General features: G+C 52.6%; 22 protein-coding genes and 1 tRNA gene. 3 read left to right on the plus strand and 20 right to left on the minus strand.

Annotated features, from left to right (window positions below):
• Positions 1-23: 23 nt before the first annotated feature.
• Together AC2TE5_RS18980 and AC2TE5_RS18985 are read left to right on the plus strand one after the other, a co-directional pair.
• The gene (locus AC2TE5_RS18980) at positions 24-740 is read left to right on the plus strand and encodes a DUF554 domain-containing protein (RefSeq protein ID WP_029740735.1); all 717 of its coding nucleotides are present in this window, start codon (positions 24-26) and stop codon (positions 738-740) included.
• A 95-nt stretch (positions 741-835) separates the two neighbouring features.
• Positions 836-911 (plus strand) — tRNA-Phe (locus AC2TE5_RS18985).
• Between the two features lie 140 nt (positions 912-1,051).
• On the opposite strand, the gene AC2TE5_RS18990 is transcribed toward AC2TE5_RS18985, so the two are convergent.
• The gene (locus tag AC2TE5_RS18990) at positions 1,052-1,465 is read right to left on the minus strand and encodes a hypothetical protein (RefSeq protein WP_484612190.1); all 414 of its coding nucleotides are present in this window, start codon (positions 1,463-1,465) and stop codon (positions 1,052-1,054) included.
• A gap of 226 nt (positions 1,466-1,691) precedes the next feature.
• Here AC2TE5_RS18990 and AC2TE5_RS18995 point away from each other — a divergent pair, with 226 nt between their 5' ends.
• Positions 1,692-1,868: a 2-thiouracil desulfurase family protein gene (locus AC2TE5_RS18995; protein ID WP_193940442.1), complete on the plus strand. Its 177-nt coding sequence runs from the start codon at positions 1,692-1,694 to the stop codon at positions 1,866-1,868.
• Here AC2TE5_RS18995 and AC2TE5_RS19000 read toward each other — a convergent pair.
• The 19 genes from AC2TE5_RS19000 to AC2TE5_RS19090 all read right to left on the minus strand — a co-directional run bounded on the left by AC2TE5_RS19000 (position 1,865) and on the right by AC2TE5_RS19090 (position 25,682).
• Positions 1,865-4,768, minus strand: a complete 2,904-nt coding sequence (locus tag AC2TE5_RS19000) for an autotransporter outer membrane beta-barrel domain-containing protein (protein ID WP_484612191.1) — start codon at positions 4,766-4,768, stop codon at positions 1,865-1,867. The genes AC2TE5_RS18995 and AC2TE5_RS19000 overlap by 4 nt on opposite strands.
• Before the next feature lie 24 nt (positions 4,769-4,792).
• A complete protein-coding gene (locus tag AC2TE5_RS19005) occupies positions 4,793-5,410 on the minus strand; it encodes a helix-turn-helix domain-containing protein (protein ID WP_484612192.1) in 618 nt (205 codons plus the stop codon).
• A gap of 268 nt (positions 5,411-5,678) precedes the next feature.
• Positions 5,679-6,182 carry a type VI secretion system baseplate subunit TssE gene (tssE, locus tag AC2TE5_RS19010; protein ID WP_121424629.1) on the minus strand — a complete coding sequence of 168 codons (504 nt, stop codon included), beginning with the start codon at positions 6,180-6,182 and terminating at the stop codon, positions 5,679-5,681.
• Complete coding sequence (locus tag AC2TE5_RS19015; protein ID WP_484612193.1) at positions 6,169-6,966, minus strand: type VI secretion system accessory protein TagJ; 798 nt, start codon at positions 6,964-6,966, stop codon at positions 6,169-6,171. Before AC2TE5_RS19015 ends, tssE begins: the two co-directional genes overlap by 14 nt.
• A gap of 17 nt (positions 6,967-6,983) precedes the next feature.
• Positions 6,984-7,847 (minus strand): TagK domain-containing protein, encoded by an 864-nt coding sequence (locus AC2TE5_RS19020; RefSeq protein WP_219321361.1) that lies wholly within the window; start codon positions 7,845-7,847, stop codon positions 6,984-6,986.
• A complete protein-coding gene (locus tag AC2TE5_RS19025; RefSeq protein WP_121424632.1) occupies positions 7,831-8,094 on the minus strand; it encodes a PAAR domain-containing protein in 264 nt (87 codons plus the stop codon). The genes AC2TE5_RS19020 and AC2TE5_RS19025 overlap by 17 nt, the downstream gene beginning before the upstream one ends.
• A 60-nt stretch (positions 8,095-8,154) precedes the next feature.
• Positions 8,155-10,485, minus strand: coding sequence for a type VI secretion system Vgr family protein (locus AC2TE5_RS19030; protein WP_484613364.1), 2,331 nt, complete (start codon positions 10,483-10,485; stop codon positions 8,155-8,157).
• A gap of 37 nt (positions 10,486-10,522) precedes the next feature.
• Entirely contained in the window at positions 10,523-11,176 is a 654-nt protein-coding gene (locus tag AC2TE5_RS19035; protein WP_484612194.1) for a T6SS protein Cts1T, read from the minus strand.
• 14 nt (positions 11,177-11,190) lie between these two features.
• Entirely contained in the window at positions 11,191-15,018 is a 3,828-nt protein-coding gene (gene tssM / locus AC2TE5_RS19040) for a type VI secretion system membrane subunit TssM (RefSeq protein WP_484612195.1), read from the minus strand.
• An 11-nt stretch (positions 15,019-15,029) separates the two neighbouring features.
• Positions 15,030-16,385 carry a type VI secretion system protein TssL, long form gene (gene tssL / locus AC2TE5_RS19045; RefSeq protein ID WP_193940448.1) on the minus strand — a complete coding sequence of 452 codons (1,356 nt, stop codon included), beginning with the start codon at positions 16,383-16,385 and terminating at the stop codon, positions 15,030-15,032.
• Positions 16,385-17,731 (minus strand): type VI secretion system baseplate subunit TssK, encoded by a 1,347-nt coding sequence (tssK, locus tag AC2TE5_RS19050; RefSeq protein WP_121424637.1) that lies wholly within the window; start codon positions 17,729-17,731, stop codon positions 16,385-16,387. The genes tssL and tssK overlap by 1 nt, the downstream gene beginning before the upstream one ends.
• Before the next feature lie 3 nt (positions 17,732-17,734).
• Positions 17,735-18,262 (minus strand): type VI secretion system lipoprotein TssJ, encoded by a 528-nt coding sequence (gene tssJ, locus AC2TE5_RS19055; protein WP_183078915.1) that lies wholly within the window; start codon positions 18,260-18,262, stop codon positions 17,735-17,737.
• A 90-nt stretch (positions 18,263-18,352) separates the two neighbouring features.
• Entirely contained in the window at positions 18,353-18,838 is a 486-nt protein-coding gene (locus AC2TE5_RS19060) for an Hcp family type VI secretion system effector (protein ID WP_121424639.1), read from the minus strand.
• A gap of 159 nt (positions 18,839-18,997) precedes the next feature.
• Positions 18,998-20,497 (minus strand): type VI secretion system contractile sheath large subunit, encoded by a 1,500-nt coding sequence (gene tssC / locus AC2TE5_RS19065; protein ID WP_121424640.1) that lies wholly within the window; start codon positions 20,495-20,497, stop codon positions 18,998-19,000.
• Positions 20,498-20,518: 21 nt separating this feature from the next.
• The gene (tssB, locus tag AC2TE5_RS19070; protein WP_121424641.1) at positions 20,519-21,037 is read right to left on the minus strand and encodes a type VI secretion system contractile sheath small subunit; all 519 of its coding nucleotides are present in this window, start codon (positions 21,035-21,037) and stop codon (positions 20,519-20,521) included.
• A gap of 90 nt (positions 21,038-21,127) precedes the next feature.
• Complete coding sequence (locus AC2TE5_RS19075) at positions 21,128-21,676, minus strand: fimbrial protein (RefSeq protein WP_484612196.1); 549 nt, start codon at positions 21,674-21,676, stop codon at positions 21,128-21,130.
• Complete coding sequence (locus AC2TE5_RS19080; protein ID WP_484612197.1) at positions 21,667-24,264, minus strand: fimbria/pilus outer membrane usher protein; 2,598 nt, start codon at positions 24,262-24,264, stop codon at positions 21,667-21,669. Before AC2TE5_RS19080 ends, AC2TE5_RS19075 begins: the two co-directional genes overlap by 10 nt.
• A 36-nt stretch (positions 24,265-24,300) precedes the next feature.
• Positions 24,301-25,056 (minus strand): fimbrial biogenesis chaperone, encoded by a 756-nt coding sequence (locus tag AC2TE5_RS19085; RefSeq protein WP_484612198.1) that lies wholly within the window; start codon positions 25,054-25,056, stop codon positions 24,301-24,303.
• Positions 25,057-25,145: 89 nt separating this feature from the next.
• Entirely contained in the window at positions 25,146-25,682 is a 537-nt protein-coding gene (locus AC2TE5_RS19090; protein WP_252033630.1) for a fimbrial protein, read from the minus strand.
• Between the last annotated feature and the right edge of the window lie 28 nt (positions 25,683-25,710).

A 25,710-nucleotide genomic window follows, 5' to 3' on the forward strand; every position in this document is an offset into this window, starting at 1 on the left:
TGATTAAATAACAGGAGTTAACTTTGGTTATCGGGCCATTTATTAACGCAGGCGCCGTATTGCTGGGCGGCGTACTCGGCGCCGTGCTGAGCCAGCGGCTGCCGGAGCGTATTCGCACCTCCATGCCCTCGATATTCGGCCTGGCATCGTTAGGGATCGGTATTCTTTTAGTCATCAAATGCGCCAACCTGCCGGTGATGGTGCTGGCCACCCTGCTCGGCGCGCTGATTGGCGAGTTCTGCTATCTGGAAAAAGGCATTAACAGCGCGGTGAGTAAAGCCAAAAACCTGATTGCCCGACCGGGCGGCAAGGCGAAACACGGCACGCACGAGTCGTTTATTCAAAACTATGTCGCCATCATCATTCTGTTTTGCGCCAGCGGCACCGGGATTTTCGGTTCAATGCAGGAGGGGATGACGGGCGACCCAAGCATATTGATTGCGAAAGCGTTTCTTGATTTCTTCACCGCCACTATTTTTGCCACCACGCTCGGCATTGCCGTTGCCGCGATTTGCGTGCCGATGCTGCTAATTCAGCTGGCACTCGCCACCTGCGCCACGTTGATTCTCCCGCTCACCACGCCGGCGATGATGGCAGACTTTACCGCCGTCGGCGGCCTGCTGCTGCTGGCGACCGGGCTGCGCATCTGTGGGATTAAGATGTTTGCCGTGGTGAACATGCTGCCCGCACTGCTGCTCGCCATGCCGCTCTCCGCGCTCTGGACGCACTTTTTCGCTTAAGGATGCGGCGAAATGGTGAGAGATTGCGCAGTCTGTAACGAAAACAACATTTTTCGTTGACGGCAGGGGGCAGATCGGGTTTAATGCGCCCCGTTGCCCGGATAGCTCAGTCGGTAGAGCAGGGGATTGAAAATCCCCGTGTCCTTGGTTCGATTCCGAGTCCGGGCACCACTATTTAGAAAACCCAGCCTATGGCTGGGTTTTTGCTATATGGCTACGGCCGATTTCTGGGCGCTGATAAGCGTGGCTTTAATGCAGGCACGCTTACGCTAATAGCCCGGTAAGTTAATACAGGCGGTGGCTCTTTTTTATCACTTAATTTTGCCGGATAAATTGCTGACCTGATTTGAAAGGTTGTCGTTGCTCCGCTTCATGTCATCAAGGCTTCTTTGCAATCGCTCGATCTTACTCTCCTGCTCAGAATTCTTTCTCTCAAGCTGTAAAACCTTCTGAGTTAGCTCATCGACTTTGCGGTTGTCGGACTTCATCTGCCTCAGGCTATCCTGTAGATCCGACTCCCTGAAAACAGAAGCCTCGATTTCATCTGCAGCAGAAATTACCGGGATATATCCTCTATTAAAGTTGCTGGGTTCGATACTAACCTGAACTTTATTTGGACCCACAGAGTGCGCGTAACCTATTGAAGAAAAATAAAAAAAAGAAACAACACACAGACCAGACAGATATTTATTCATTTCTAACGTCCTTTTAAATTTTTCAATCACTTCCAGGAGTCTCCTTCTGGTATCACCCGCTCAGGATAAAACACATGGCTTAGCCTCTGGCAGTTCATAAACGGGGTTGAAGAGCAGAAGATACTATTCGTTTTTCATTATAATACGCGTTTCCTCTCCCCCAAAATCCAACCGCCACCCGCTCATTTTCTGCCACCTTATATCCGCCGGTATCGAGATAAACGCGTTACCACGCACCTTATCAAAGGTATCTCCCATGCCCGTCAAAGAAATAATCCTGCTTAGCGCCTGCCTGTCAGGGCACCTTGTCCGCTACAACGGTACCGATAAATCCTGTTCCTCAGATCTGCTGCAACACTGGCGCAAAGAAGGCCGTCTGGTCACCCACTGCCCGCAGCATCGCTTGCCGGGACAGGAGCTTAGCCAGCGTTAGAAGTGATATTTGAGGCCGAGCATGGCCGCAGCGTCGTGATAACCTTTATCCCCCATCTGGACGCCGATATTTCCCCAGGTGTTCAGCCGTGGGTTAATCTGCCCTTCGATGCCCGTTTTGATTTCGCCCAGATTTCTCGCACCCGCCTGGTAGACGCTCACATCATCCATCTGTGTACCAAAATCACGGGTGTTATGGATCCAGTTAAGTTCAACGTAAGGCTGGAACACGCGCTCCTTATCGTTATCCATCGCATGGTGGCTTTTCAGGAAAGTACGAATGCCCAGCCTGGTGCGGATATTCCCGTCGCCTTCGCTTTGAATGCGGGTGCCGTTTGCCTCATGGAAATCATCGGCTTTTACTCCCATCCATATCGCCTGCGCCTGAGGCTGGATGAACCATTCGTTCAGCGTCCCCTTGCTCCCCATGAACTCAGCGAGTTTCTGCGTGTATCCCGCCTCCAGCGACGCGGTGAATCCCCGAGATTTATACGATTCACTCGCTAATCCTTTGCCCTGAACGCTGTTAGTAAACCAGTTGTACAGTAACCAGCTATCCAGCCAGGCACCCTGCGACGCCGGGGCATCGGCATACCAGGTTGCGTATCCACCTATGCTGTATCCCTCCACGGAACCGCTGGCGCGGTAGCCGCTCGCCAGACTGCGCGTCGAGCTGTGGTTGTTGCCGTAGCCCGCCATAAAGCCGAGATGCCAGCGATCGACACCATCACGACTCCAGCGCGCCACGTCTCCGCCCATCTGTGCCACATAGCGATTACTCTGGGTTGTCAGCTGGCCGCTACCGTCATGCCAGCCGCTGTGGCCGCCAACCTGACGCAGCCACAGGCTGGTCACTTCTGGCTGTGCCGATAAGGCATCCACAAACCCAGGTTCCCCCAGTCGGTCGTGCAGGCTCATCGTAAAGAGGGTATTGGCCGCGCCGATGTTCGCGGTATAACTGCCCGCTTCGGGACGAACCACCGGCGCTTTTCTTTGCAGATCCGGCATCGGCTCAGGTTTCGTGCCAGGATCGGGTTCTGGCAGTGGCTCCGGCGTTGGATCCGGTACAACCGGCGTCGCCTGGCTGGTCAGATACCAGTTTTCTCCCTTTTGCATCAGAGAGTAGTCATAAGCGCCCGCCACAATACGGCCCAATTGAACGAAATTGCCGTAGGAGGTTCCGCCGACATCGATAATTTCAATACCTTCAATCGTTTGCGCGCCGTGTCCGCCGAGGTTATTGATAGCGACGTACGTCGTGCCCGCCAGCACGTCGCCGCCGACGATCGCTTTATTGCTCGGCGAGCTGTCGTCTCCCAGCACGCTGTTAAACATCAGCATCCCGCCATTACCGGCATAATCGCCGGTCACCGTCAGGGTGTCCGCCGCGTTGAGCGCGGAAAAGGCGATAGTGCCATTATTGGTCAACTGGCCGACAACCGAACTGCCACTCATATTCCAGCGGCTGGTACTATCCAGCGCCAGCGACGTCGCATTAGTGACTGCGCCATTCAGCGTCGAGGCCGACGTCAGATCTATCGCCACGCTGTTAGCGACGTTTGTGGAGATAATATCGCCATTTAACTGGCTGTTGGCGGCCGTTAAGGTCACAGTGCTGTAGAGGTTATTGGCGGGATCACCCGCATATTCATAATGACTAACGTTCATCAGCTGGCCGTTGCCGCCGCTGAGCGTAGAGTCATTTACCGTTAGCGCCAGCATCGTGGTATCGACATCGATTGCCTGCGCCTGCGCGCTTTGCAACGTCACATTTTTCAGCGATACGCGATTGCTGAGCGTGGTGGAGTAACCATTCACATACAGCCCGCTTGCCGCGTCGCCAGACGTCACGATCGTGCTGTTGCTGATATCCAACTCCCCTGCACGGCTCCATAGCCCAAAGCCTTGTTTGCCCGTGGTGGTAACGCGCACATTATCGGCGGTAATAACCGAGCCGGGATAGACCAATAGCCCCGGCGCGAGTTCGCCGTGTGTGGCGATATCGCTGTTTGTCAGCGTGCCCTTCCCGCCGGTTGCGGCGAACAGGCCAGCCCCGCCGGTGCCGTGGGTGGTTATGGTTAGCCTATCGCCCGTGAGCTGCTGATTTCCGCTATACAGCGCATAAGAATTGAGTCCCGCGGTTTCGAGGGTACTATGAGTAATCGTTGCCGTGCCGCGCTGCGCGTTCAGCGCGATGGCGCGATCGCCTGCGGTAGAAAGGGTGGCATTGTTTATATTGACGGAGGAGTCAGTGGCGGTGACCCACACTGCATCGCTGTATTTACCCTGGGTCGCGTAGCGGCCCCCTTCAATAGTTATTTTTGCCGCCTGGTTGGCATTCACTGCATAACTGCTATCGCCGGTTGTTGTGGCAACCGTATTGGTCAGCGTTACTTCACCCGCCATGACGTTGATGGCGTCGGCACTTTCGGTGGCGATGGTAGTATCGCTGACCTGCGCCATCGCGGAGCCCTGCGTGGTGGACCAGGTACCGTCCAGCACCAGCCCCTTAGCGTTATTCTGAGCAGCGATGGTAATATCGGAAAGCACGGCTGAGCTATTATTCGCAAGATAAATGCCGCTGCCGGCGTTACCGCTGACGTTAATTTCCAGATTGTCGCCAGTGAAAACGCTACTATCAATCCACGCACCGCCGCCGCGCGCCCCGCTACTGGTAAGAAACAGCTGGCTGCCGTTAAATTCCGCGCCGTTTTTTGCCTGGATAATAAAGGCACCGCTTGTGTCATTTACAAGCGTCAAATTATCGAAATGGAGTTTTCCTCCATCTACGACAATAGTGTTACTGTTTGCGGCGGAAGCATAATTACTTACAAGGAGATAGATTGGTAACGCGCAGAGTAAACGATGCCACTCACCCTGACTGGTGTGATAATTGTCCATAGTATTGCCTTATAACTATTCCATTTATAAACACAGCGTGTTTCTTTCATTACATCCACAGCGGGCAACAAACGAGGCGTAACGATAAAACTCAGCCTGGTTTGAGGCACCCATCTTACGACTGGCGTTACGATAATGGGTGCTGATTGTCTTTGGCGAGCGATTCAATATTCGTGAGATATCGCCGCTGTTGTAACCCTTGCCAATTAAGAGCATGACATCGGTTTCCGCATCCGAAAGCTGGGCGTATTTCTTTAATCCGAAGCTCCAGTAGGCATCTTCTTTATTGAGATGAACGTGATAGTCCGCAGTAGCGATTGCCAGTATTTTACCGATCTTCATCGATACATCGTTGAGCGTTTGATTACGGGCCAAAAAGGGAACATGCAGCGTTAGCTTTTCTGGCACCCTGTTTTCTTTATGCCAGCGATCGCTGCTATTACGAATTTTCTTTTTATTCAAAACATTAATCGTTACATGATCATCATAGAAGATGATGTTAGCGTCTTCCTTACTCATTTCGTCTGTTGATAATGCAAAACGCGCCTCGTTTAGACGTGCGTTTGCCAATTGACTCAAAATTAAGGATTTTACCCCTAACCCACGATAATAGTTAGAATCTCTCAACAGTATATTCAACATATTCCACACCCATGTATTGCATTCCCTTACAAGGAAAATTACCCCCAAAAACAGAGAGATAAACATTCAGCGAAAACGGTATTCGCTATGCGGAAATGGTTCTCTATAGAACCCCACAAATTAAGAAAAAGCTCACCTTGATACTATTCAAAAACCTCTCTCCTGGTAATACCCATCAATTATTTTAGGATAATTCGCCAAGAAAACGTTCAAGGTAAGACCTTAATTTGTGCGTTAAATTTCTTTATTTAAGATAGGTTAAGATTTATTAAAGAAGCTTCAGATCGACTTTTTCAGACTCCACGTCGTAACGACCATTCATACATAAATCAACAGGATGGGGCTGCCAGTCAATCAGCCCTCGAATCTCAAACGCAATAACGGCATGCCTCGCCATATGCTCCCTTTCCTGCAATGATCGCACCAGCAATGTTTCAGGGATAATACGTGGTTCGAAGCGAATGATAGCCTTGCGGATTGCCCGCTCGATAACCTGCCAGTTATTCCGATTTTCAGGGCTACCAATCAACGCCGGAATACCATAATTAAGCACTGATTCCGTTACTGCTTTATAGCGTTGCTCATTGATCGTGTCCTCGATGTTGGTATGATTTATTAAATCAGCAATATCTTTCTGAACCAGCTGACGTATCGTTTTAGCGTCGACAGGCCGGGCGCGATCGTGAGGGCTTTTAGGTTCGTCATCCTGTAACCGCTCCAGAAGAGTGGGTAGATAGCGGCCTCCTCTGGTTAACGACTTATTCGAAGACAATCTCACCCACCTCCATGATCGAATGTTCACAGCTGTCGGTAATCAGAACCTTACGGCCATGACCGAGAATAAGCAGATCGGATAGCGAGGACCACTCTGTCTTTGACCCCAGTTTATAGCCTTGTTCATCATCCGTCATAATCGGGTAGCGTGCCGGAATGAAGCCAAAATACTCTTCCCCCGCAACGTTAACGGATGCCTGTGTCCAGAGAAGGTCGAGGAGATCTTTCGGTTTTGAAACGCGTATCTGTTGAACTTCAGAGAAAGGCAGCCACCGATATCCTCCGGCACAAATAAATTCGCATACCGGCCCAAGACGGCCATCGCTGTCTGCAATCCAGGAAAATTCGCCCAAAGTATCACTTTTGCCATGACTTTCCGGCGCAAGTTCAAATGCTTCAGATCGCGTCATATCCGATAACTTCATATTGCCCTGGCAATATTGTCCGTTCGCCTCATGTAGTTTCTCCATCCACAGCGGCATATCACCCTGCAACGTTGCGGCCAGACGCTCACCGGATAAAACCTGCGTGCGCTGCATTTCACTAAAGACGAGGTTTTTATATAGCTCACACTGTTTTTTCATTCCCTCGTCGAGCAGCGATAATGTCTGCAGTTGTAGTAACGCGCTGTTCCATGCGCCGTCAACGCAATACAATTTAAACAGCACTTCACGGGCTTTGAGATCCTGCGGAGACGCCTTCACCTGGGAAAGAACCTGCGCCAGCAAATCATTAAGAGATGAGGTTTTTAATGCTTCGGTTAATGTCGTAATGTCCTGCATAGTAGTAACTCCTGTTATTAATAGTGTGAATCCAGGCCAATCTTGTGGAAATCACGGAACACCAGTTCCGGAACCTGATATGTTCCTTTCGCCACGATATGCTCTGGTGAAAGGGATTTGAGTAAATCGATTTTTTCTTCTTCGACAAAAATATCGTCCGGGACACCGCTGTTTTCAAAATCAGGCCAGACCTTTTCCATCAGAAAAGTTCTGTCGACGATACATTCCGTTAAGGTCTTTTCTTTTAGACTTTCGTTTACGCGGTCAAATTGATTATCGGTTTTGATAAGATAAGCCGCTTCATTGCTGACATTATCGTAGTACTGGCGTCCTTGCTCTTGCCAGATAAGGAATCGTTTGTACTCGATTTCAAGCATTTTCAATACATCATTACTGTTCCTTTGCGCGATGACATTATTAAAATAATGTAAGTCATTTATATAACTGCCCCCGTTCGGCAAAATCTCCTCAACTTCAGGGATTTTATCCGCCGCCTGCCAGGTATTTTCCGCGCCGATAAACGGCAAAAAACCCTGATGCGTTAGCGCGTCGGCCTCCTCAGTGGACATTTCCAGCTTAAAGTGGCCGATCTGAAGATGACTCCCGATGCGCAGGGGCTGGCTCTCGCCGTAGCGGAGCTCGACGCCGTCCAGCAAACAGATGGCGTTGACGCAAAAGTTCCGCATGACCGGACGGGTTAAATGCCAGTAAAAAGCCACTGCATCTTGTCCCTCCGGTACCTGGCTGTGGGGTCCAAAGACCCCGCTGCTTACCTCCAATGCGATGGCCCGATCCGCCGTAATATTTTCCTGCAGCGTCACGGGCTGGCGCGATACGGGCCATTCAAAACGGAGCTTCATCGCGTTAACCGATATAGACATCGCCAGAGCCCGTTACGACAGCCGCACCGCACCCGGTTACATCACCCAGCCTTGCGGCCGGTACCCCGTTGATAAAGACCGTTCCTGAGCCGACGGCCACGGGCGCTGCGCCATGCAACAGCGCGCATGGCGCGATACTGACGCCCACCATCGCGGCTGGGATGCCATTAACGTAGACATTGCCCGACCCGGAACATAAGGCACCACCGTGAGCGGTGGCATCTCCGACACGTGCTGCGTTTTGCATACTTCACTCTCCCTTAAAAATAGTGGGTGACGACGACAGGTCTTCACCGTCAGATGCACATTAAGGTTCAGGCGTTTCGCTGCCTGTCTCCGTTGGGGTTTCCGTCGGGGTTACCGTCGGCGTTTCCGTCGGGGTTTCCGTTGGGGTTTCCGTCGGGGTTACCGTCGGCGTTTCCGTCGGGGTTTCCGTCGGGGTTTCCGTTGGGGTCTCCGTTGGGGTTTCCGTTGGCGTATCCGTCGGGGTCTCCGTCGGGGTTTCCGTTGGCGTATCCGTCGGAGGTTCCGTTGGCGTCGGGAGCGGCGGTAATGGAATCTCAACGCCAAACAGCGTTGAAATCACAGGCAGGCCACGCAGGCCAATCATTCCACCGCCGCCGCCGCCGCCGCCTCCACCGCCGCATTTATCGCAGCAGTCGCCAGGGTTAAGTTCGACTGTGCCGCCCTGGATAATGACCTGATCGGAACCCACGATTTTGATTTTCTTCGCCGAGAGCACCAGCTCACCGCCTGCCGAGAGCGTCATCGCTCCTCCCGCAACGGTCGTGCTCGCGCCGCCGACAGCCAGAGAGTGATATCCCCCCACATTGACCTGCTGAGCGCCGCCAACAGATAAAGAGTGGTAGCCACCTACGTTCGTCATAAACGCGCCGCCGACGTTAATTCCCTTCGCAAGCGCAACGGTATCGGTCTGGCCTCCTCCCACCTGAATGGCCAGCGCGCCTCCGATCATGGCGCTACTGTTACCGATCACATCCGACATATAGTTCGCGCCAACGAACAGATTTCGCGACAGGCCGACATTCACGTCGGAATTCATGCCGATCGTCTGCTCCTCGTTTTGCTTGGTTAAACGAGTCATATTGCGCTCGGCCTGTTCCCAGTACTGCTCAAGTCCGGGCTTATCTTCAAAGCGAATGCCGTTAAAGTTACTTCGCCCACCGCCAACGGTGCGGCTAACCAACCCGCTCTGCGTAGCGTTTACTGGCAGATCCCACGGCGGCATTGTGACGTTGTTGTACAGGCTGCCGATAATGAGCGGTCTGTCCGGATCGCCGTTAATAAAGTCGACTATCACTTCATGGCCGATACGGGGAATATAGATCCCGCCAAAGTTGTTTCCGGCCCAGGCCTGGCTCACACGTAGCCAGCAGGAGTCAGACTCTCTGTTTTTGCCATAGCGATCCCACAAAAAACGCACCTTTACGCGGCCGTATTCGTCGGTCCAGATCTCTTCGCCATCAGGACCAACAATGATTGCCGTTTGCGGTCCGCTGGTTTTCGGCTTGGGCACCGTCATCGGGTGGCGATAAATCTTGGTGGTGGGCTGAACGGTAAAATCGCAGTGATAACGGAATTCGTCCATGCCGGTCACCTGATTAATCTCTTCCACCACCAGATGGCTTCGCAAAATCATGTATTCGCGGTTCGCTTTCTCGACGGGATAATTCACCAGTTCAAAATCACACCCGCAGGCAATACCGCGCAGTTCGCCTGAACCTTCACAGCGTGACCCCAGCGCCCCGCGCTCTTCCATTCGCACCCGCGCCAGCTGCTCGCCGATATTGGGCTGCTCGTAATCACCTGGCCAATGGAAGATCTCCATCTCATTAAAACTGGTTTTCCGTGGCTTGCTGTCGAGCGCCATAATATCGGCACGTGATTTCGTAAAATCATAATCATTGGTGACCCATTTCCCGGAAGTAATGGTCTCCTGAAAATGGAACTGGCTGATATATTCCTGGTCCATCTTCGGACGATCGGCAGCGTACTGAATTACGTGATAGGCTTCACTCGGGAAACGTTTATGTGCCCCGACGTTATCCACTAAAATCAGTTTGTGGTGCTGTTCGGCATGTTCAAAGAACCAATAAATACCCCACTCTTCCATTAACCGTTCAATAAAGTCAAAGTCAGTCTCACCATACTGAACCTGGAAATCCAGCAGCGGGTAGCTTCCCGACAGCCGTTTTTCTAACGGAAAATTGTAATCACCTAACACCTCATCAATAATATCCACTACGGTTTTTTGCTGGAATATTTTGAAATCAGAGGTGAGTTCTGCCAGATGCAGCCATGGACGAATCACAATTTCATAGAGCGCCTGATTACCATCGCGTCCGATATAACGCGCACGTTGCACAATGCCTGAAATTTCCCGGGTATCTTTACCAATGGCAAAAATATCCCCCAGCCCGTTGCCATCCAGTTCAATGGTGACGGTCATTTCTTTGCCGATTAACGCTTTCAAATCGACATTTGATGCGGCCTGCCAGGGAATCAAAGGGTTAGCCGGGGTTTTAGCCGTAATCACATAGGAGTACAGGGACGACAGCGCCTCTTCACCATCCAGCTTAGAGATGACCAGAGCGGTATTGCCCAGCAACAACGGCATCGCCGGACTGCTTAATGTTATAGTACGTGACATATAATCACCTGATACGTTGTGAATCCAATATTTTTCTATGTCGACTTTCCCGCCATAACCATATCCCTGACTCGTTTAATAGGCAGTCAGGCCAGTTTTTCCATGGCATAACGTCAACACCATCGCTATTTCGGATGCAATAGTCTTGCTGTGATCCCTCCCTGAGTAAGGCCTGCGAACGAGTTTTAAAACGCCACGCTGGCGTCAGCGCAAAAGACTCCCAAAATGGAGAATAAGCACGCTGCAGTGCCGTGCGCCATTGCCGCAGCAATGGTGTGTTGCAGGCAGAAATATCATTTTCCTGTACCATATTTAAAATTCTGCTCATCCAGAACGTCAGTGAAAAATCGGCCTGCATATTCTTATTCAGCCACTGGTGTGATACCGGGCTGTACATTCCCACAAGCGACTTTTCCCCTTGTTCATTACAAAGAATCTTACACGCCCCGACATAATGATATTTATCCTGTGCAGTGCTGGACGATATGACAAAACACCACGGATACGCCGTAGATAAATATTCATCTGTCATTGCCGCAGCCATGTTTGACAGAATTTTCTGAGAAATAAAAGCCTCCTTCTGACGCTGTTTTTTTCTCTTTCTGCAAAACGGACTCGCACGCGACTCACCACCAAGTAAATACAGTCGTAGAGACATCTTTCCCTCGGATTTTAATATTCGCCAGGACAACGAAAATCTTTCAACATATCCACGACCAGTTGATCTTTGAAGATTAGCCCCGCGACCTCAAGATCCGCACGTCTGGCGTCCAGCGAATAACGCAAAATCAGTTCATCAGTATCCGTTGAGGAAATATCGCGGGCGCTATCCAGCCAGCGTAAAAGCGACCATGGACCGCTAAACGTCAGCGACGAATTCCCCGTTGCGACCCGTGGGGTCACGTTCATTGTCGTTTTTGATACGGCACGCGACGTCGGCCAGACGATCGACGCCGATGAAACCGGACCGTGCGCATAATTCACCTGCTGACCGTCAAAATTCATATTGAGCTGCGTAATCACCGGATCCAGATGCTGAACCGAAATATCAAACGCGAGCGCTAATTTTCGGCCATTCTCCCCCTGGAAAAAGGCTTCGCGAATTTCCGCCGCCTGCTCAAAAAAAGCCAACATATTCGCATCATCCGTCTCAACGTCGCCTTTATAGCGCCACGGCTGCGAAGAGGTATCGACTTTATCCGCGAGGTATTTTTTGTAATATTCGTCGACCAGGCCGCCCACCGAGAAAAAGCGCTCAAAGTCAGCGCGTTTGACTTCACGCGCGGTATCGGCAAACGGATAACGCCCCTTCAGCGTGGCGCGGCAAACCTGCCCGATGCTCTCTTCAATCCCTTCATTGCTTCTGGCGATAGCCTCCTGGCTGGCGTGATGGTAAACGCTGTCCAGCAGCGGTCCCACCAGGTGACTCAGCGGATCGGGCCAGGTTTGCGATTCTGCACTAATTTTCAGAGCGGTATTCGGCAGCGACGGCGAGTTACCGTTTTTCAGCGCATCGTCGTAAATCACAAACAGCGTGTATTGTTCGCTTAACGCCCCCATCAACTTGCCAAGCTCCGCGCCGGTCATGGCCGGGCTTCCTTCCTGCGTCAGTTCCTGGCTACCGGTGGCAAATTCACGCAGCGGGGCAAACTGGTTATCAACCCGCTCTCTGAGCAACTTCTTTTCCATGCTGGCATAAGCGAGACTCACCTTCTCTGCCGCATTCAGAATTCGGCCTTTAGTGCTAACGTTATCAAGCAGCGATTTTTCATCGCTTTTCGCCAGCGTCGTCTCCTTCACGATGCGCTGAATGAGATTCACCAGCGGCGAACTGGAGGCGCTGAGCGTTCGCAGCATATAGATATTTGCCGCGACGCCTGCGCTGCCGTAATCCTGCGTGAGCACGTTCTCTTTAATACGAATATTGCTCAGAAAGTCCTGCCAGGACCGGGTATATTCATCCAGATAGAGGGCGAGAACCTGCTGCTGCACCGGGTTAACCAGCGTGCCGTCGCTGCCGAGGGCCACCTTTGGCGGCGCGGCGTCCGGCTTCGCTTTCCCCAGCACCCAGGCATCCTCACGCGTTAACAGCATCAGCTCCGGACCCATTTTTTTTTTAAACGCCTCGTAATACCCGGCCCGGGTAAAAAGGCCGGGAATGGCGCTACCGCTATACTCATCGCTCAAAGTAAACAGGTCACCGCCCTGAGATTTTGCCATTTCACCGAGGGTTAAATCCGCCGGCGCGTCCTGCGCCAGGGAGGCTTTGATACGCCCATAAAGGCGGCTGGCTAAGTCTTCGCGTTCCAGCACCGCCCGCGCGTATTTCACCAGGCCTTCATCCACATCCTGACCAAAACGCCGCCACTCCGGCTCCGCAAAAAGCTGGGTCAGATGCGAGACAAAAATCTGCCGCTCTTCATAGGGCTGGAGCTTGCCGGTGTGCTCCCACAGTTGGGTAATGCTGACGATCATCTCTTGCTGGTCGAACTTGCCCTGGCCGGTGACCTGCAGATAGAGCTTTAACAGGCTGTAGATGCGCGCCGCGTCACCGCTTTCAATCGCGTCCTGTAACGACACCACCACCTGCTGCTGGATCTGCGGCAACAGCAGCCGCTGCAGGAAGTACTGATAGAGCGAGTCCGACGCTGTCGCCACATCCGTGCCGGTATACAGCCCATAACGCCACGACAATATCGGGTTCAGCACATCCAGCGTGCCGTAGTCCGGCAGCGAGTGTGAAAGCGCCAGCAGGCGCGGCAGCATGGTGTCGTTCGCCGCCTGGTTGAAGCGGTTTACTTCTCCGCGCAGCGCGGCAACTTTCGTCTCGATGGCATCCAGATAACCGCTGTTGTTGTGATAGCTGTTATAGAAGCCGTTTAACAAAATAAAGGCGATCGCGATGCACAGCGTATGGCCAAGGAAGCGTTGCAGGCGGTACTTTGACTGGTTAGCCAGGTTATAGCGCGCCAAATGCAGATCCTTAACGATCACGTCGCTAAAGGGCTGTTTAAGAAAATACTGCCGCCCGTAAGAGACATCGTTAACCAGAAAATCCTGGTCGTCTGACTTCGCGCTCAGCGACGCCATCCCCTCCGGTGACTTATGTTCGACGTAGTTTGACCAGTGACGAATCACGCTCTGGTTATTCAGCAGGTTAAAATCAATCGGCTGATGGCTGCTGCTAAAATAGATACCGCGCAGCTGGGTATAGCTTTGCGTTTCATCGTAGCGGGAGGCAAAAAAGATGTTATGTACCACTTCCGCCACCATGCCGGAAAGCAGGTGAAAGTCTTGCGGCAACGCATACATCTTTTTGCGATCCCGATGGTCATACTCCTCCTGCTGACGCACGATCATCTCGCGCTCCAGGCGCTCTTCAAGGAGGGAGAACTCCTCGACAATCTGGCTACGCAGCCCCGAGACGGAAACGGTTTTGACATCGCCATAAGGGAACGTCACGCCCCAGACCTGCTCGCGTTCCTGATCGGTCAGGATCCTGAAATACTCGGTAAAACCCGGTAACTGATCGAGTTTCGTCACCAGCACATACACCGGAAAACGCACGCCGAGCGTCTGCCGCACATCCTCAATTTTTGCCCGCAGGCTGGCCGCCAGCTCAAACAGTTCGGCTTTATTGCGACACATCACGTCGGCGGCGGAAAAGGACAACACCACGCCGTTAATCGCCTTGACCGGACGGTGTTTTTTCAGCGCTTTCAGGATAGCTCGCCACTCGCTGAGGTATGTTTCCGGCTCGCTGATGTATTTCCCGGACGTGTCAAGATAGATAGCATCATTGGCGAACCAGCATTCGCAGTTGCGGGTAGGCGAGGCAGGCTTGCCAACCTGATTCAGCTGCTCCGGCAGCGGGAAATTCTGGCCGGATGCCAGGATCGCCGACGTTTTGCCGGCACCAGCGGTCCCGATCATCATATACCAGGGCAGCACATCCAGCGGCTTACGTGCCAGGATCACGCGCTGGAAAAACGACAGCGTGCCGCGGCTTGTATTCACGTAGTTGACCGCATTGCTAATGACCGCCATCACTTCCGAGCTATTATCGTCCGCGACCGGCCCCTTATTGCGGGCAAACTTATTGAGCAGCTCAGGGTTGTCTTTCAGCGCCAGCAGTAATAACCACACGCCGTATAACAACGCGACCAGCAAAATAACGGCAATGATCGCCAGCCTGACGCTCACCGGCGCAACTGGCCAGCTTTCGCCCACCAGCAGGAAGGGGCCAAATACCCAGACAATGACGCACAGCGTTGCGGTCAGCGCAATAAATGCGGGCCAGCCCAGCCAGAGACAGACGAGACAAAACGCCGCCAGCAGAATAAAAATAATGCGCGACTCAATGCTCTGCAGAGGACGAGACTCACCGAATCCAAAGAACGGTCCCAGGAACCAGATGGCGGCGATCAATAACGCCACACCGCACACAATCAGCAGCGTCTTCATAAACCGCGTGGTGAAGACTCTATTTAAATAAGACATTGTCGTCCTCATTAGTACGTGACAAAAAACTCGACACGGCGATTCTTCGCCCTTCCCTGAGCCGTCGCATCGGACGCCACGGGTTGACTACTCCCCACGCCACGGACTTTCACTTTGCTTTCAGGCAACCCAGCCGAAATAAAATATTGCGCTACTTCCGCCGCTCGTTTTTCCGAGAGCACAACGTTATTGGGCAAGCCTGGCCGACTGATCGGGGTGGCGTCCGTATGGCCGACAATTACTACGTCACCGTTCACGCGTCGGACTTCGCTGGCGATACGTTCAATGACGTTCACCATCTCCGGCTGAACGCGGACAGATCCGGACAGGAACAGCGCATCCCCTTTCAGCACCACTTTGCTCTGCTTCTGGCTCTCATCCACGCTCAGAAGCTGCTGCCTGATTTCGTTACGCAGCAGCACCGCCAGCTTCAGGCGCATGGCAGGTTGCGCCACGGGCACGCTGAGGTTTTGCATGGCATAGATGCCATTGGTAATGCCGTCGCTGCGCGACAGTAACCAGAATTTGCAGCAGAGAAACGCCGACGCCACCAGTACGCCTGCGCACAACGCGCTTAGCCGTACGGGGATCACTATCTTCTCGCGCACCGCTGGTCCGTGCGGCTGCAGACCATGCGGCGACAGCGTGGGCGGAGTGGTGTTTCGCGTGCTTTGGATCAGGGTCAGCAGACGCTGGCGGATTTTGCTGAGCTGGCGATCGCCATCTTCAATAATGCTGTAGCGCCCTTCAAACCCCAGCCCCAGAATGCGCAGCAATACCTCCAGCACATCCGCGAATTCGGTAGGATTCATCGAGAGACGGCCAACCAGCAGGAAGAATTTATTCCCACCGTCGTTATCCCCTTCAAAGTGGTTCAGCAGGTTGCTCTGCGACCATCCCGCCTCAAGCCCCCATGCCGTGGTATGCGCCGCCTCATCCAGCGCGGTGCAGAGGCAATAACGCACGATCGCCATCTTTTTCCACGGAATATTCACCTCATCGCAGACGACGCCGAACAGGGTGATCTGGCTCTTAAGGGTGTTTTTGAGGATCTCAACATGGGTGATATCCTTAATTTGCTCCGGCATATCGCCAAGCGAGCGCAGTAGCGGTTGCGCAGCCTCCAGCAGAGGATTTTCCGCCGCCTTCACGCGTAAGATCCGCTGCTGCACACTTTCGCTTTTCAGCGCGTGTTCGCCACGCGGCGCATGCTCGCCAACCGGCCCGGCTTCACCTTTCGACGTCGCTTCCGGTTCCTGTATCCAGTCCCCTTGTTCATCCAGAAGGAACTTACCCAACGCCTGCGGCGAGCTGTCCTCGAACTCCGCCGGTTCCGCGGAGGCTTGTGGATTAATATCGTCTTTCATCAGTTCCTGATTCCCCAAAGTTCCATCTTCAGGCCAGGGAACTCACCCGCAATATGCAGCGCCAGCGCGCCAGTGGTTGAAATCTTGTCCCAGAAAGGCCCATTTTTGAGCAGTTCAAAATAGACGTAGCCCGTGCTGTACGGGATCTGCCGCGGCGGTACCGGCAGCCCCTGCAGCACCAGGCCCGGCAGGTGCGAGCGAACCAGTTCATGGAGCTGTTGCGGTGCGCTGATCTTGGCCTGCGCCTGGAACTGCTGGAGCAACACGTCCATCGGCAGCTGCGCATGAACCGCCAGCACCAGGTTTGAGAACGAACGTAACTCGTTCGGCAGCATCGAGGCCGCCCAGACACCGTTGCCTTTAGCCTGCAGGTCAATAAGCTGCCCGGCCCGCACCAGGATCTGGTTCAGCAGGTCATGCACATCGTCGACCAGGGGACGAATGGAAGGATAGAGGCTGGCGTGGTCATAGCCCGGCGCGCTCTTGGGACGACGCGTTTTGGTGCGCACAAAGGTCGAAAGCTCGCCGGCCAGCTTCGCCAGCTCTTCGTAAAGCACGATAGGCGGTAGTTCCGGGATATGGCGCAGGTGATCGAGAATCGGCTCGTATTTATTGAAAATCTGCAACAGCAGATAATCCACCACCTCGGAGCTGGCGCTGGCCTTGCCGTCTGACGCCGACAGGCGGTGCGCCAGCATTCCGGCGCGCATTTTGACCAGACCATTAAGATGGGTCAGCCATTCGCTCAGCAGGGGGTTCGCCGCATAGCCGGTGACGGGCGGAATATAATCGTCCAGATGCAACAGCACGCTGCCATCGGGCTGAATCGCCTTGACGCGGGTCAGCGGCAGACCAATCCACGATTCGGTCATTTCCGTTTGCGACATCAGCCTGAGCCGCAGTTTGGCCAGTTGAACCGGCTTCGGCCCCTGGCGAATCGCGTTGGTATCGCACAGTTCCGCCTCTTGCGCGTGAAAACGCGCCAGCGAGCTGACATCATGCTGGCTGAAGATGGTCTCATCGCTATTATCAAGACGTAACGGTACCGCCAGAAAAATCGTCTTGCCCAGGTGTTCAGGCAAAATCGTGAGCGGCTCGGGTAAATCAGCGTGATCGGGCACATCAAAAGGCGTACCGTCCGGCAATACACCGCGCGCGGTCCGCAGCACCAGCTTGCCATACGACAGCGCCTCGCGGTCGATTTCATACTGCGAGAATCCCCAAAAGAAGGGGCTCAGGGTTGATGCTCTTTTATGTGCGTAGTATTCAAAATAGCGTTCTTGCTGTTGAAAAAGCTGCGGACGAAGAAACAGCCCTTCACTCCAGACGACTTTATTCGTTCTCACGGTTTAATCCATTTCTTTAATTGTTATTGCTGTTTTCTGGAAATGCACATTCAACTCAAGCGAATCATCGCTAAAGAAACTCGGCCGCCACCACGATGTTTTCTTTTCTGGCAGATCCCAACTCGCCAGCCAGAGAGAATCATTAAGGCTGCGATAGGCACCAATGAAAGCAAGGCTGCGTGTAGTACCGTCTGGTTTAATCAGAATGGTGCGCGACTCTCCGGGTTGTAAAATCGCTTCATAGACTTTTGAAGCTGCTGCCTGTACAGGCTTACTGGTCCCATCAACAATTTCATAAAAATCCGCATTGGTTAAAACATCCAGATCCTTGACGTTATAAATAAATATATTGAGTGGCGCCGGGTCGCCCATTTCATTTGGGTTAATATCGCTTGCCGCCAGCAGATTTATTTTTATTTCATCACCATCGGTCGCCGGACTGCTGCTTCCACTACAGGCGACTAAAAAGAGTGACAGTAAAAAAACTGCCGTTCCTTTGAGTATGTGTTTTATTTCTTTTCCGCTCAGCATACGTTTCCACTCAATCCATCCAAACTGCGTCATTATGAGAAGAGTTTTGCCGCCGCAGCGGCAAAACTCTGTCAGCGAACCTGGTGTGAATTAGCTGCGCAGGTTAGCTTTTACGTCATAACTTGTAGAAATTACGCCAGACTTCGCGCCTTCGGCGTTCTGCATGACGTAATCCTGAGTCAGTTTAGTGAAGGCGAACGTCACACGTTCACGCGGACGCGTTTCGTCAGCGTGGGAACCCGCTGTTTCAACGCGAGTAATGATGACATCGGAGAATTTAATGGTCAGATATTCCAGCGGATCGCCGCCAGCTTTACGAATCACAAACTGAATGTCTTTAATATGCTTACCGGACAGACAGTAGCTCAGCAAATTAGTACTGGCCTTATCGACATAGTGCTCAAAGCAAAAATCTTCAACCGTTGCTTTACCTGCACCGCCGCCGGAACCGCTGTGCATATTTGAACTCTGCGCGCTGGCCCAATGCCAGGAAAGCACTTCGATTTCATTTTTATGGGTAGCATCAAGAGATTCGCCTTCGATGCCATCAATTTTAATAAACATATCCTGAGCCATACGATTTCCTTAATTAGCCCTTAGTAACAACGTTACTCAAAAAGTAACGAACGAAATGAAGACAAAATAGTTTTTGCCTTTCACAGTGCGCAGAAACCCCTGCGCAACCGCATTTTCAAGAATAATGAGACTATTATTCTTATTAATTCATTGACTGAATTACGCCACGTCTTTCAGCGACGGTAATTTAGCGACCATGCGCAAAGAAACGGTCAGACCTTCCAGTTGGAAATGAGGACGCAGGAAGAATTTCGCCTGGTAATAACCCGGATTGCCTTCCACGTCTTCCACCACCACTTCCGCCGCCGCCAGCGGACGGCGCGCTTTGGTTTCCTGCGATGAGTTAGCCGGGTCGCCATCGACATAATTCATGACCCAGTTATTCAGCCAGCGCTGCATATCTTCACGCTCTTTGAACGAACCGATTTTGTCGCGCACGATGCACTTCAGGTAATGTGCGAAACGTGAACAGGCGAACAAATACGGAAGACGCGCGGAAAGGTTGGCGTTGGCCGTTGCGTCTGGATCGTAATATTCCGCCGGTTTCTGCAATGACTGCGCGCCAATAAATGCCGCGTAATCGGTATTTTTACGGTGAACCAGTGGAATAAAGCCATTCTTCGCCAGCTCAGCCTCGCGACGGTCGGAAATCGCGATTTCCGTCGGGCATTTCATATCCACGCCGCCATCATCGGTCGGGAAGGTATGACACGGCAGATCTTCCACCACGCCGCCGCTCTCTACGCCGCGAATCATGGTGCACCAGCCGTAATGCTTGAATGAGCGGTTGATGTTGACCGCCATCGCATACGCGGCGTTAGCCCAGACGTATTTGCTGTGATTCGCACCGTCGGTATCTTCTTCAAAATTGAAGTTATCCACCGGGTTAGTGTTGATACCGTAAGGCAGACGAGCAAGGAAGCGTGGCATCGCCAGACCGATATAACGAGAATCCTCAGACTGACGCAGGGAGTTCCACGCGGCATATTCCAGGTTCTGGGTAAAGATTTTCGTCAGATCACGCGGGTTAGCCAGCTCCTGCCAGGAGTCCATCTGCATAACGGATGGCGAAGCGCCGGTAATAAACGGCATATGGGCAGACGCCGCCACCTTACCGATGGAGGAGAGCAGATCCACATCCGGCGCACTGTGGTCGAAATGGTAATCTGCCACCAGACAGCCATAAGGTTCGCCACCAAGCTGACCGTACTCTTCTTCGTAGATCTGCTTAAACAGCGGGCTTTGATCCCATGCGATCCCTTTGTAGCGCTTCATGTTGCGACGCAGGTCATCTTTGGAAATGTCCATGAAACGCAGCTTCAGCTTCTCATCGGTTTCGGTGTTGTTCACCAGGTAGTGCAGACCGCGCCAGGCGCTTTCCAGACGTTGAAACTCTTCATGATGAAGGATCAGGTTTATTTGCTCTGACAGCTTAAGGTCAATCTCCGCGATAATCGCCGCGATGTTTTTGTAAGCATCGTCGGCCATGGTGATCGAGGTTGAGAGCGCCTGCTCCGCCAGGGTTTTCACCGCCATTTCGACCGCCGATTTCGCCTGCTCGGATTTCGGCTTAAATTCACGGGTCAGTAACGCATTAAAATCATTTTGCGTTGCGGCCTGCGGCGCGGCCTGCTTATGGTTTTGTGCTTGAGTTGCCATTTTTATCTCTCTGATTCACATTCAGGACGCGGCTTCGTCAGCCTGTTTAGGTTTTGGCGCCGATGCCAGGGTGTTCAACAGCGACTTGTCATTCAGCACCTTCATCACCAGGCTTTCCGCGCCTGCTTTACCGTCCATATAGGTCTGCAGATTGGCGAGCTGCGTACGGGCTTCGAGAAGCTGAGATAACGAATCAACTTTGCGGGCGATCGCATCCGGAGAAAAATCGTCCATGCTTTCAAAAGTCATATCGACCATCAGCTGCCCTTCACCCGTTAAGGTGTTTGGCACCGCGAACGCCATACGCGGGCGCATGGCTTTCATACGCTCGTCAAAGTTATCGATATCGATACTCAGGAATTTGCGGTCCGCCACAGGCGGCAGCGGCTCAAGCGGTTTTCCGGATAAATCCGCCAGCACGCCCATGACGAACGGCAGTTCAATTTTCTTTTCACTGCCATAGATTTCTACGTCGTACTCAATTTGTACGCGCGGCGCACGGTTACGTGCGATAAATTTTTGTGAATTACTCTTGCTCATATGGATATATACTCTTTAATCACCGTTTATGTATAAATCATGACTGGTCTGATAGTTAACGTTCAGATAATTCGCTGATTCCACTCCCTGTTATTTATAAACAAGCTCGACTCCCGCTACCGTCTGGACTTTGCCGGCAGTAGCAGCTGAGTCACCCTTCGCATAATAGCTCGCTAAAAACCTATGACTTAATGGGCCTGCCGTGGCAGAAATAATATAGTCCTGGCCTGAGGTCGCATCATCGATAATGACCTGCGAACTGTCTTCTTTACGTAATCTGATCTGAACATTTTTGCTCATATCAGGTCCCGTATCGTTAATAAGGTTTCCCGTCGCGGTATCCGTGCCGGAGATGCTGCTATTGAAAAACACCGCAACGGTCCTGCTGGCCGGGCACTCTTTCAGGGTGATATTAAATGGTACGCTGCCCGCTTCGCTGCCATTGGTCTGCAGCGAAATAACCGAAATTTTAGGCAAGGTGACGACTTCATTATTGCTGCCATTATTAATCTCTACGACGCAGGTTTCGTCGGTATAGGTCCCGGTAAAATATACATCCATTGAGTAATTAACTGCATAGGCGCAGGCTGTCGGGATCCCCAGCAGAGCCAGGAAGAGTGTTTTTTTGATTAATGACATACCACCTCCACCTGCGTAACAGAACCGGCCGATTTACTTATTTTTTTAGCGATATCACTATTGGAGTAAATCGTGCACAGACGATCGCCAGATGCGTTTTTCACGTATAAATTACTGCTCTCAGCCTGCCAGCCACGAATAAACGCCATACCACCCTGGCCAATAATGCCCAGACTATTATCCAGCTGATCGAAAATATCGGCACCGATAGGCAAAGGCTGTCCCTTTCGATCCCGGACAATTAATACCGCAGGCGCTCCCACCTTCGTTTTGATATTCACTTTTACCGCGGCGCCCATTCGCGGAATAACCGTGCTTTCACTTTCCAGCACATCCACGTTATCAGGCAGTCCCACGGTATTCACCGCAATGGCGTTTTCACGATAGGGCGTGAGCGACGGCACAATCGCAAAGCCGCGGGAGTCGATGCGTGAACCATAGCCGTTCAGCATCCTTGCCCCTTCCGCGCCCGGCGCGTCAATCAACGCAAACGGCGCATCGCCCAGTCGCGGCCCCAGCGTAACGCCGCCGCGATGCGCCACCACGCTGCCGTTTGCCGACAGTGAGAGCTGACGCGTCTTATTCCCCACCGACGCGGTCGCGCCAAGCTGTCCTACCGGCGCGTTGTAATTTACGTTGCCATTGAACGCCGCCTGCGTTGACGTATCCTGCGCTTTATTAAGCGAGGTGCCCACGCCGTAGCTCAGTTCATTCTGTACGCCCTGGCTGCCGATGGCATTCATCTGGAATCCGCTGCCGCCGTTATTGTCATGCGTGGCGGTGGAGTAGACCGTGTTGAACAATGGTTTTTCTGTGATGCTGCGTCCCAGCGGCACGCTGACGGACAGCATCACGTTATTCACGTTTCGGCCGTCGCTGTTATACGACCGGGAAGCCGACACCGACCACGAGAAATAGCGCTCGGATTTGCTATACGAGACCATGTACTGGCTGGTCGATGGTCGATCGTCCCAGTAGTTATAAAAATTACCGGAAAAATTTATCCTGCTGCCGTTCCATAACGGCTGACCGATGCTCACGGTAAAGCGCTGTCGGGTACGGTAATCCACCATGTAATCATTGTTTCTGGCGCCATAGCGCTCAAGCGCCGCATCGCGGAGGCTGTAAAACCCCGTTGATGAGTATCGATAAGCTGCCAGCGTGACGTCTGTCGACGTGGTATCCAGGAACTTACTAAAACCAATATTAAAACTGTTGCCGGAGGAGACCTTGCCACCGCCAAGTTCACTTCGCGCGCGGGTCGCATCCAGCGATACGCCCCCCAACGGGGTATTAAACGCGTTTCCCAGCCCTACCGCGGCGTAGTGATCGGCCAGCTGGCCGCCGCCGTACAGGGTATACATATTGCCAATGCCATACTGGTAAAAGCCCTGGGCCACACCGGGTTCTTCGGCGAGTGCATCGTCCTGCAACTTACCGACCGTCACGCCAAAACGGCTTACGCCGGCGTGCAGCAGCATCGGCGGCGCGGAAAAGGGCACCACCTGCGTCCGCTGGCGGCCATCCGCCTCCGTCACCGTCACCTGCAAGTCACCGCCATATCCCATTGCGCCAATGTCGCTCAGTTCAAACGGTCCTGGCGGCACGGTTGTCTCGTATAGTGTCTGCCCCCGCTGCGTCACCTGTACTTTGGCGTTAGTTTCAGCGATACCGCGTACCATCGGCGTGTAGTAACGTAAGCCTTCCGGCAGCATACGGTCGTCAGACTGTAGCTGAATCCCCCTCACCGTCATGCTGTCGAACAGATCCCCGCTGGTCGAGCTATCGCCCAGCGTCAGCTGACTTCTGAGCACCGGAACGTCGCGCTGCAGATACGTCATGAGGGAGTGGGTATGCGTTGATCCCGTACTGCTCCAGTTGGTATTCAGCCGCTTACGAAATCGCCAGTCATACACGTTCAGTCCCATCATCAATCCCAGGTTGCCGCTGGCGGATCGATCGTTTCCCCCGCCGGACTGATTGACGCTCTGCTGAGCATAGGCGTTGGCGTTATAGTCCAGTACCCCCGCCAGCACGCCAGGATCCCACGACGCAGGATCGGTATAACCACGCGGAAACTGCACCATGAAAGCCTGCGGAATAACCAGATTGAGATAAAAATCGCCGGGCAAATAATTCGCGCTCGCGCCTTCCACCCACTCGTCCACCCTGGCGCATTGCCCGCTTTCTGACGTCTCAGGTTTTGCCGTCACCTTAATTCCCAGATGACTCAGTTCGTCATACGTGAAGCATGGCTGGGCGCTAACATTGCCTTTAACAGGCTTAAACAGCACCTTACGCTGCCCCCGGCTCAGACCATTGACGGCGACCTGCACCGCATACTCCCCCGCCGGCGCCGGGTTGCCCTCGTAAAAACGAGAGACATCAACGCTAAGGCCGTGAATGAACGAGCTGTTAAATTTCACAACGTCATTTTTACCGCTGGTTGCCAGATCGCCGGTGCTGGCCTGTGCCAACACGGAAACGCTGGCACCAAAAGAAGCGATAAGGATATGGCGTATCGCCGCCGCGATTTTTGATTCACGGATTGCGCGGCGTGCATGTTTTTTTATCTCTTTCGGATCCACGTCCTTGTCTCCCCCGCCAGGCGGTTCAGCGTCTTATTATTTCTTTATTGACAGGGTGTTACCCGTTGAATGAGTCAACTGATATTTAACAACGCCGCCATAATCGTTAATCAGGCGGACCTCAACGCTACCGATCGTTGCTGGCACTTTATTTTTACCCGCCAGTACAAATTCTTTATTACCAAACGGCGGGATCATATCCACTACCAGAGGATATTGTGTGCTCCCTGAATAGGCGATCGCCGAATCAAATGAAAAATAATAAGGCGTTGGGTTATTCACTTTAATACCTCGGATCGGGCTAATGATTTCCCAACGCAGTTTTTCGAATTCATTGGCACTGCTACTCTTTAACGCGGTCGGGCGATAAAATATTTTAATACGGGTTCTGAATGCCAGTTCCAGACGATCGGTGTCTTGTACCTTTTCATTCATTGGCGGTATTTCCAGCATATTAAACCAGAACACCGACTCCCGATCCTGCGGCAATGGCATACCATTATAAATAAGACGTACACTCTGTCCTTTGCCAGGCTCTACACGATAAACGGGCGGCGTAGCGGTAAATGGCACCTTAATATTATTAATGTCAGTATTTTTATTGCCATCATCAACCCAGACCTGAACCAGTGTCGGTGTATCATTTTTATTATTGGTTCTCACCGTCTGCTCTTTTTCAGAACCGGGAAAAATCACCCGCGTACCGGATATGGTCATCCCGGCAAAAGCAACGTGGGTTGCCAGCGCGAAAAAGAGAAAAGCATTTAATAATAGTGCACGTTGATATTTCATAGTACTGTCCCGCAGGTAATACGGTCTATCTGATAAAATGGCTTAACAGGGGCGATTTCTCGCCCCGGATTCAATCCTGGCGGAAAGACTTACGGATACGCGATGGTATAAGCTGTCTGCGCGTAAACCTTACCTACAGTGGTCGCACCCGTCGCGTAGTAACCGCCGTAGTAACGCATGGTCGCTTTACCGTCGGTCACGGTAGCAGGCGCGCCAGTTTCACCCAGCTTCAGCTGCTGCTCGTCAGAGTTATACAGACGAACCTGTACGTTTCCCGCCGTAGGGGTACTCGCATCAGTAAACTGGTTGGTCAGGTTGCCAGTTGCGCTATCAACGCCAGTGCTGCCGATAGCTTCAAAGTGCGCGGCTACCTGAGTAATACCGGTAGGACACTTTTCAACGTTCAGGTCAAAACCTTTAGAACCCGCAGTGTCACCGGCCTTGGCCAGAGTCTGAATCGCAACTGTCGGCAGTTGTACCTGGCGATCAACAGAATCAGCGGCAATTTCGCAGGTGCTGGTAATCAGTTCACCGTTAAACGTTACGGTACCCTGCGTGGCGGCCAGCGCAGAAGTTGATACTGTCGCCATCGCCAGCGCGCATAATGTCATTTTGAAAGTAGACATAACAAATTCCCTATATTAGCGTTATTCA

This window comes from Enterobacter sp. N5-15 (genome assembly GCF_057221635.1).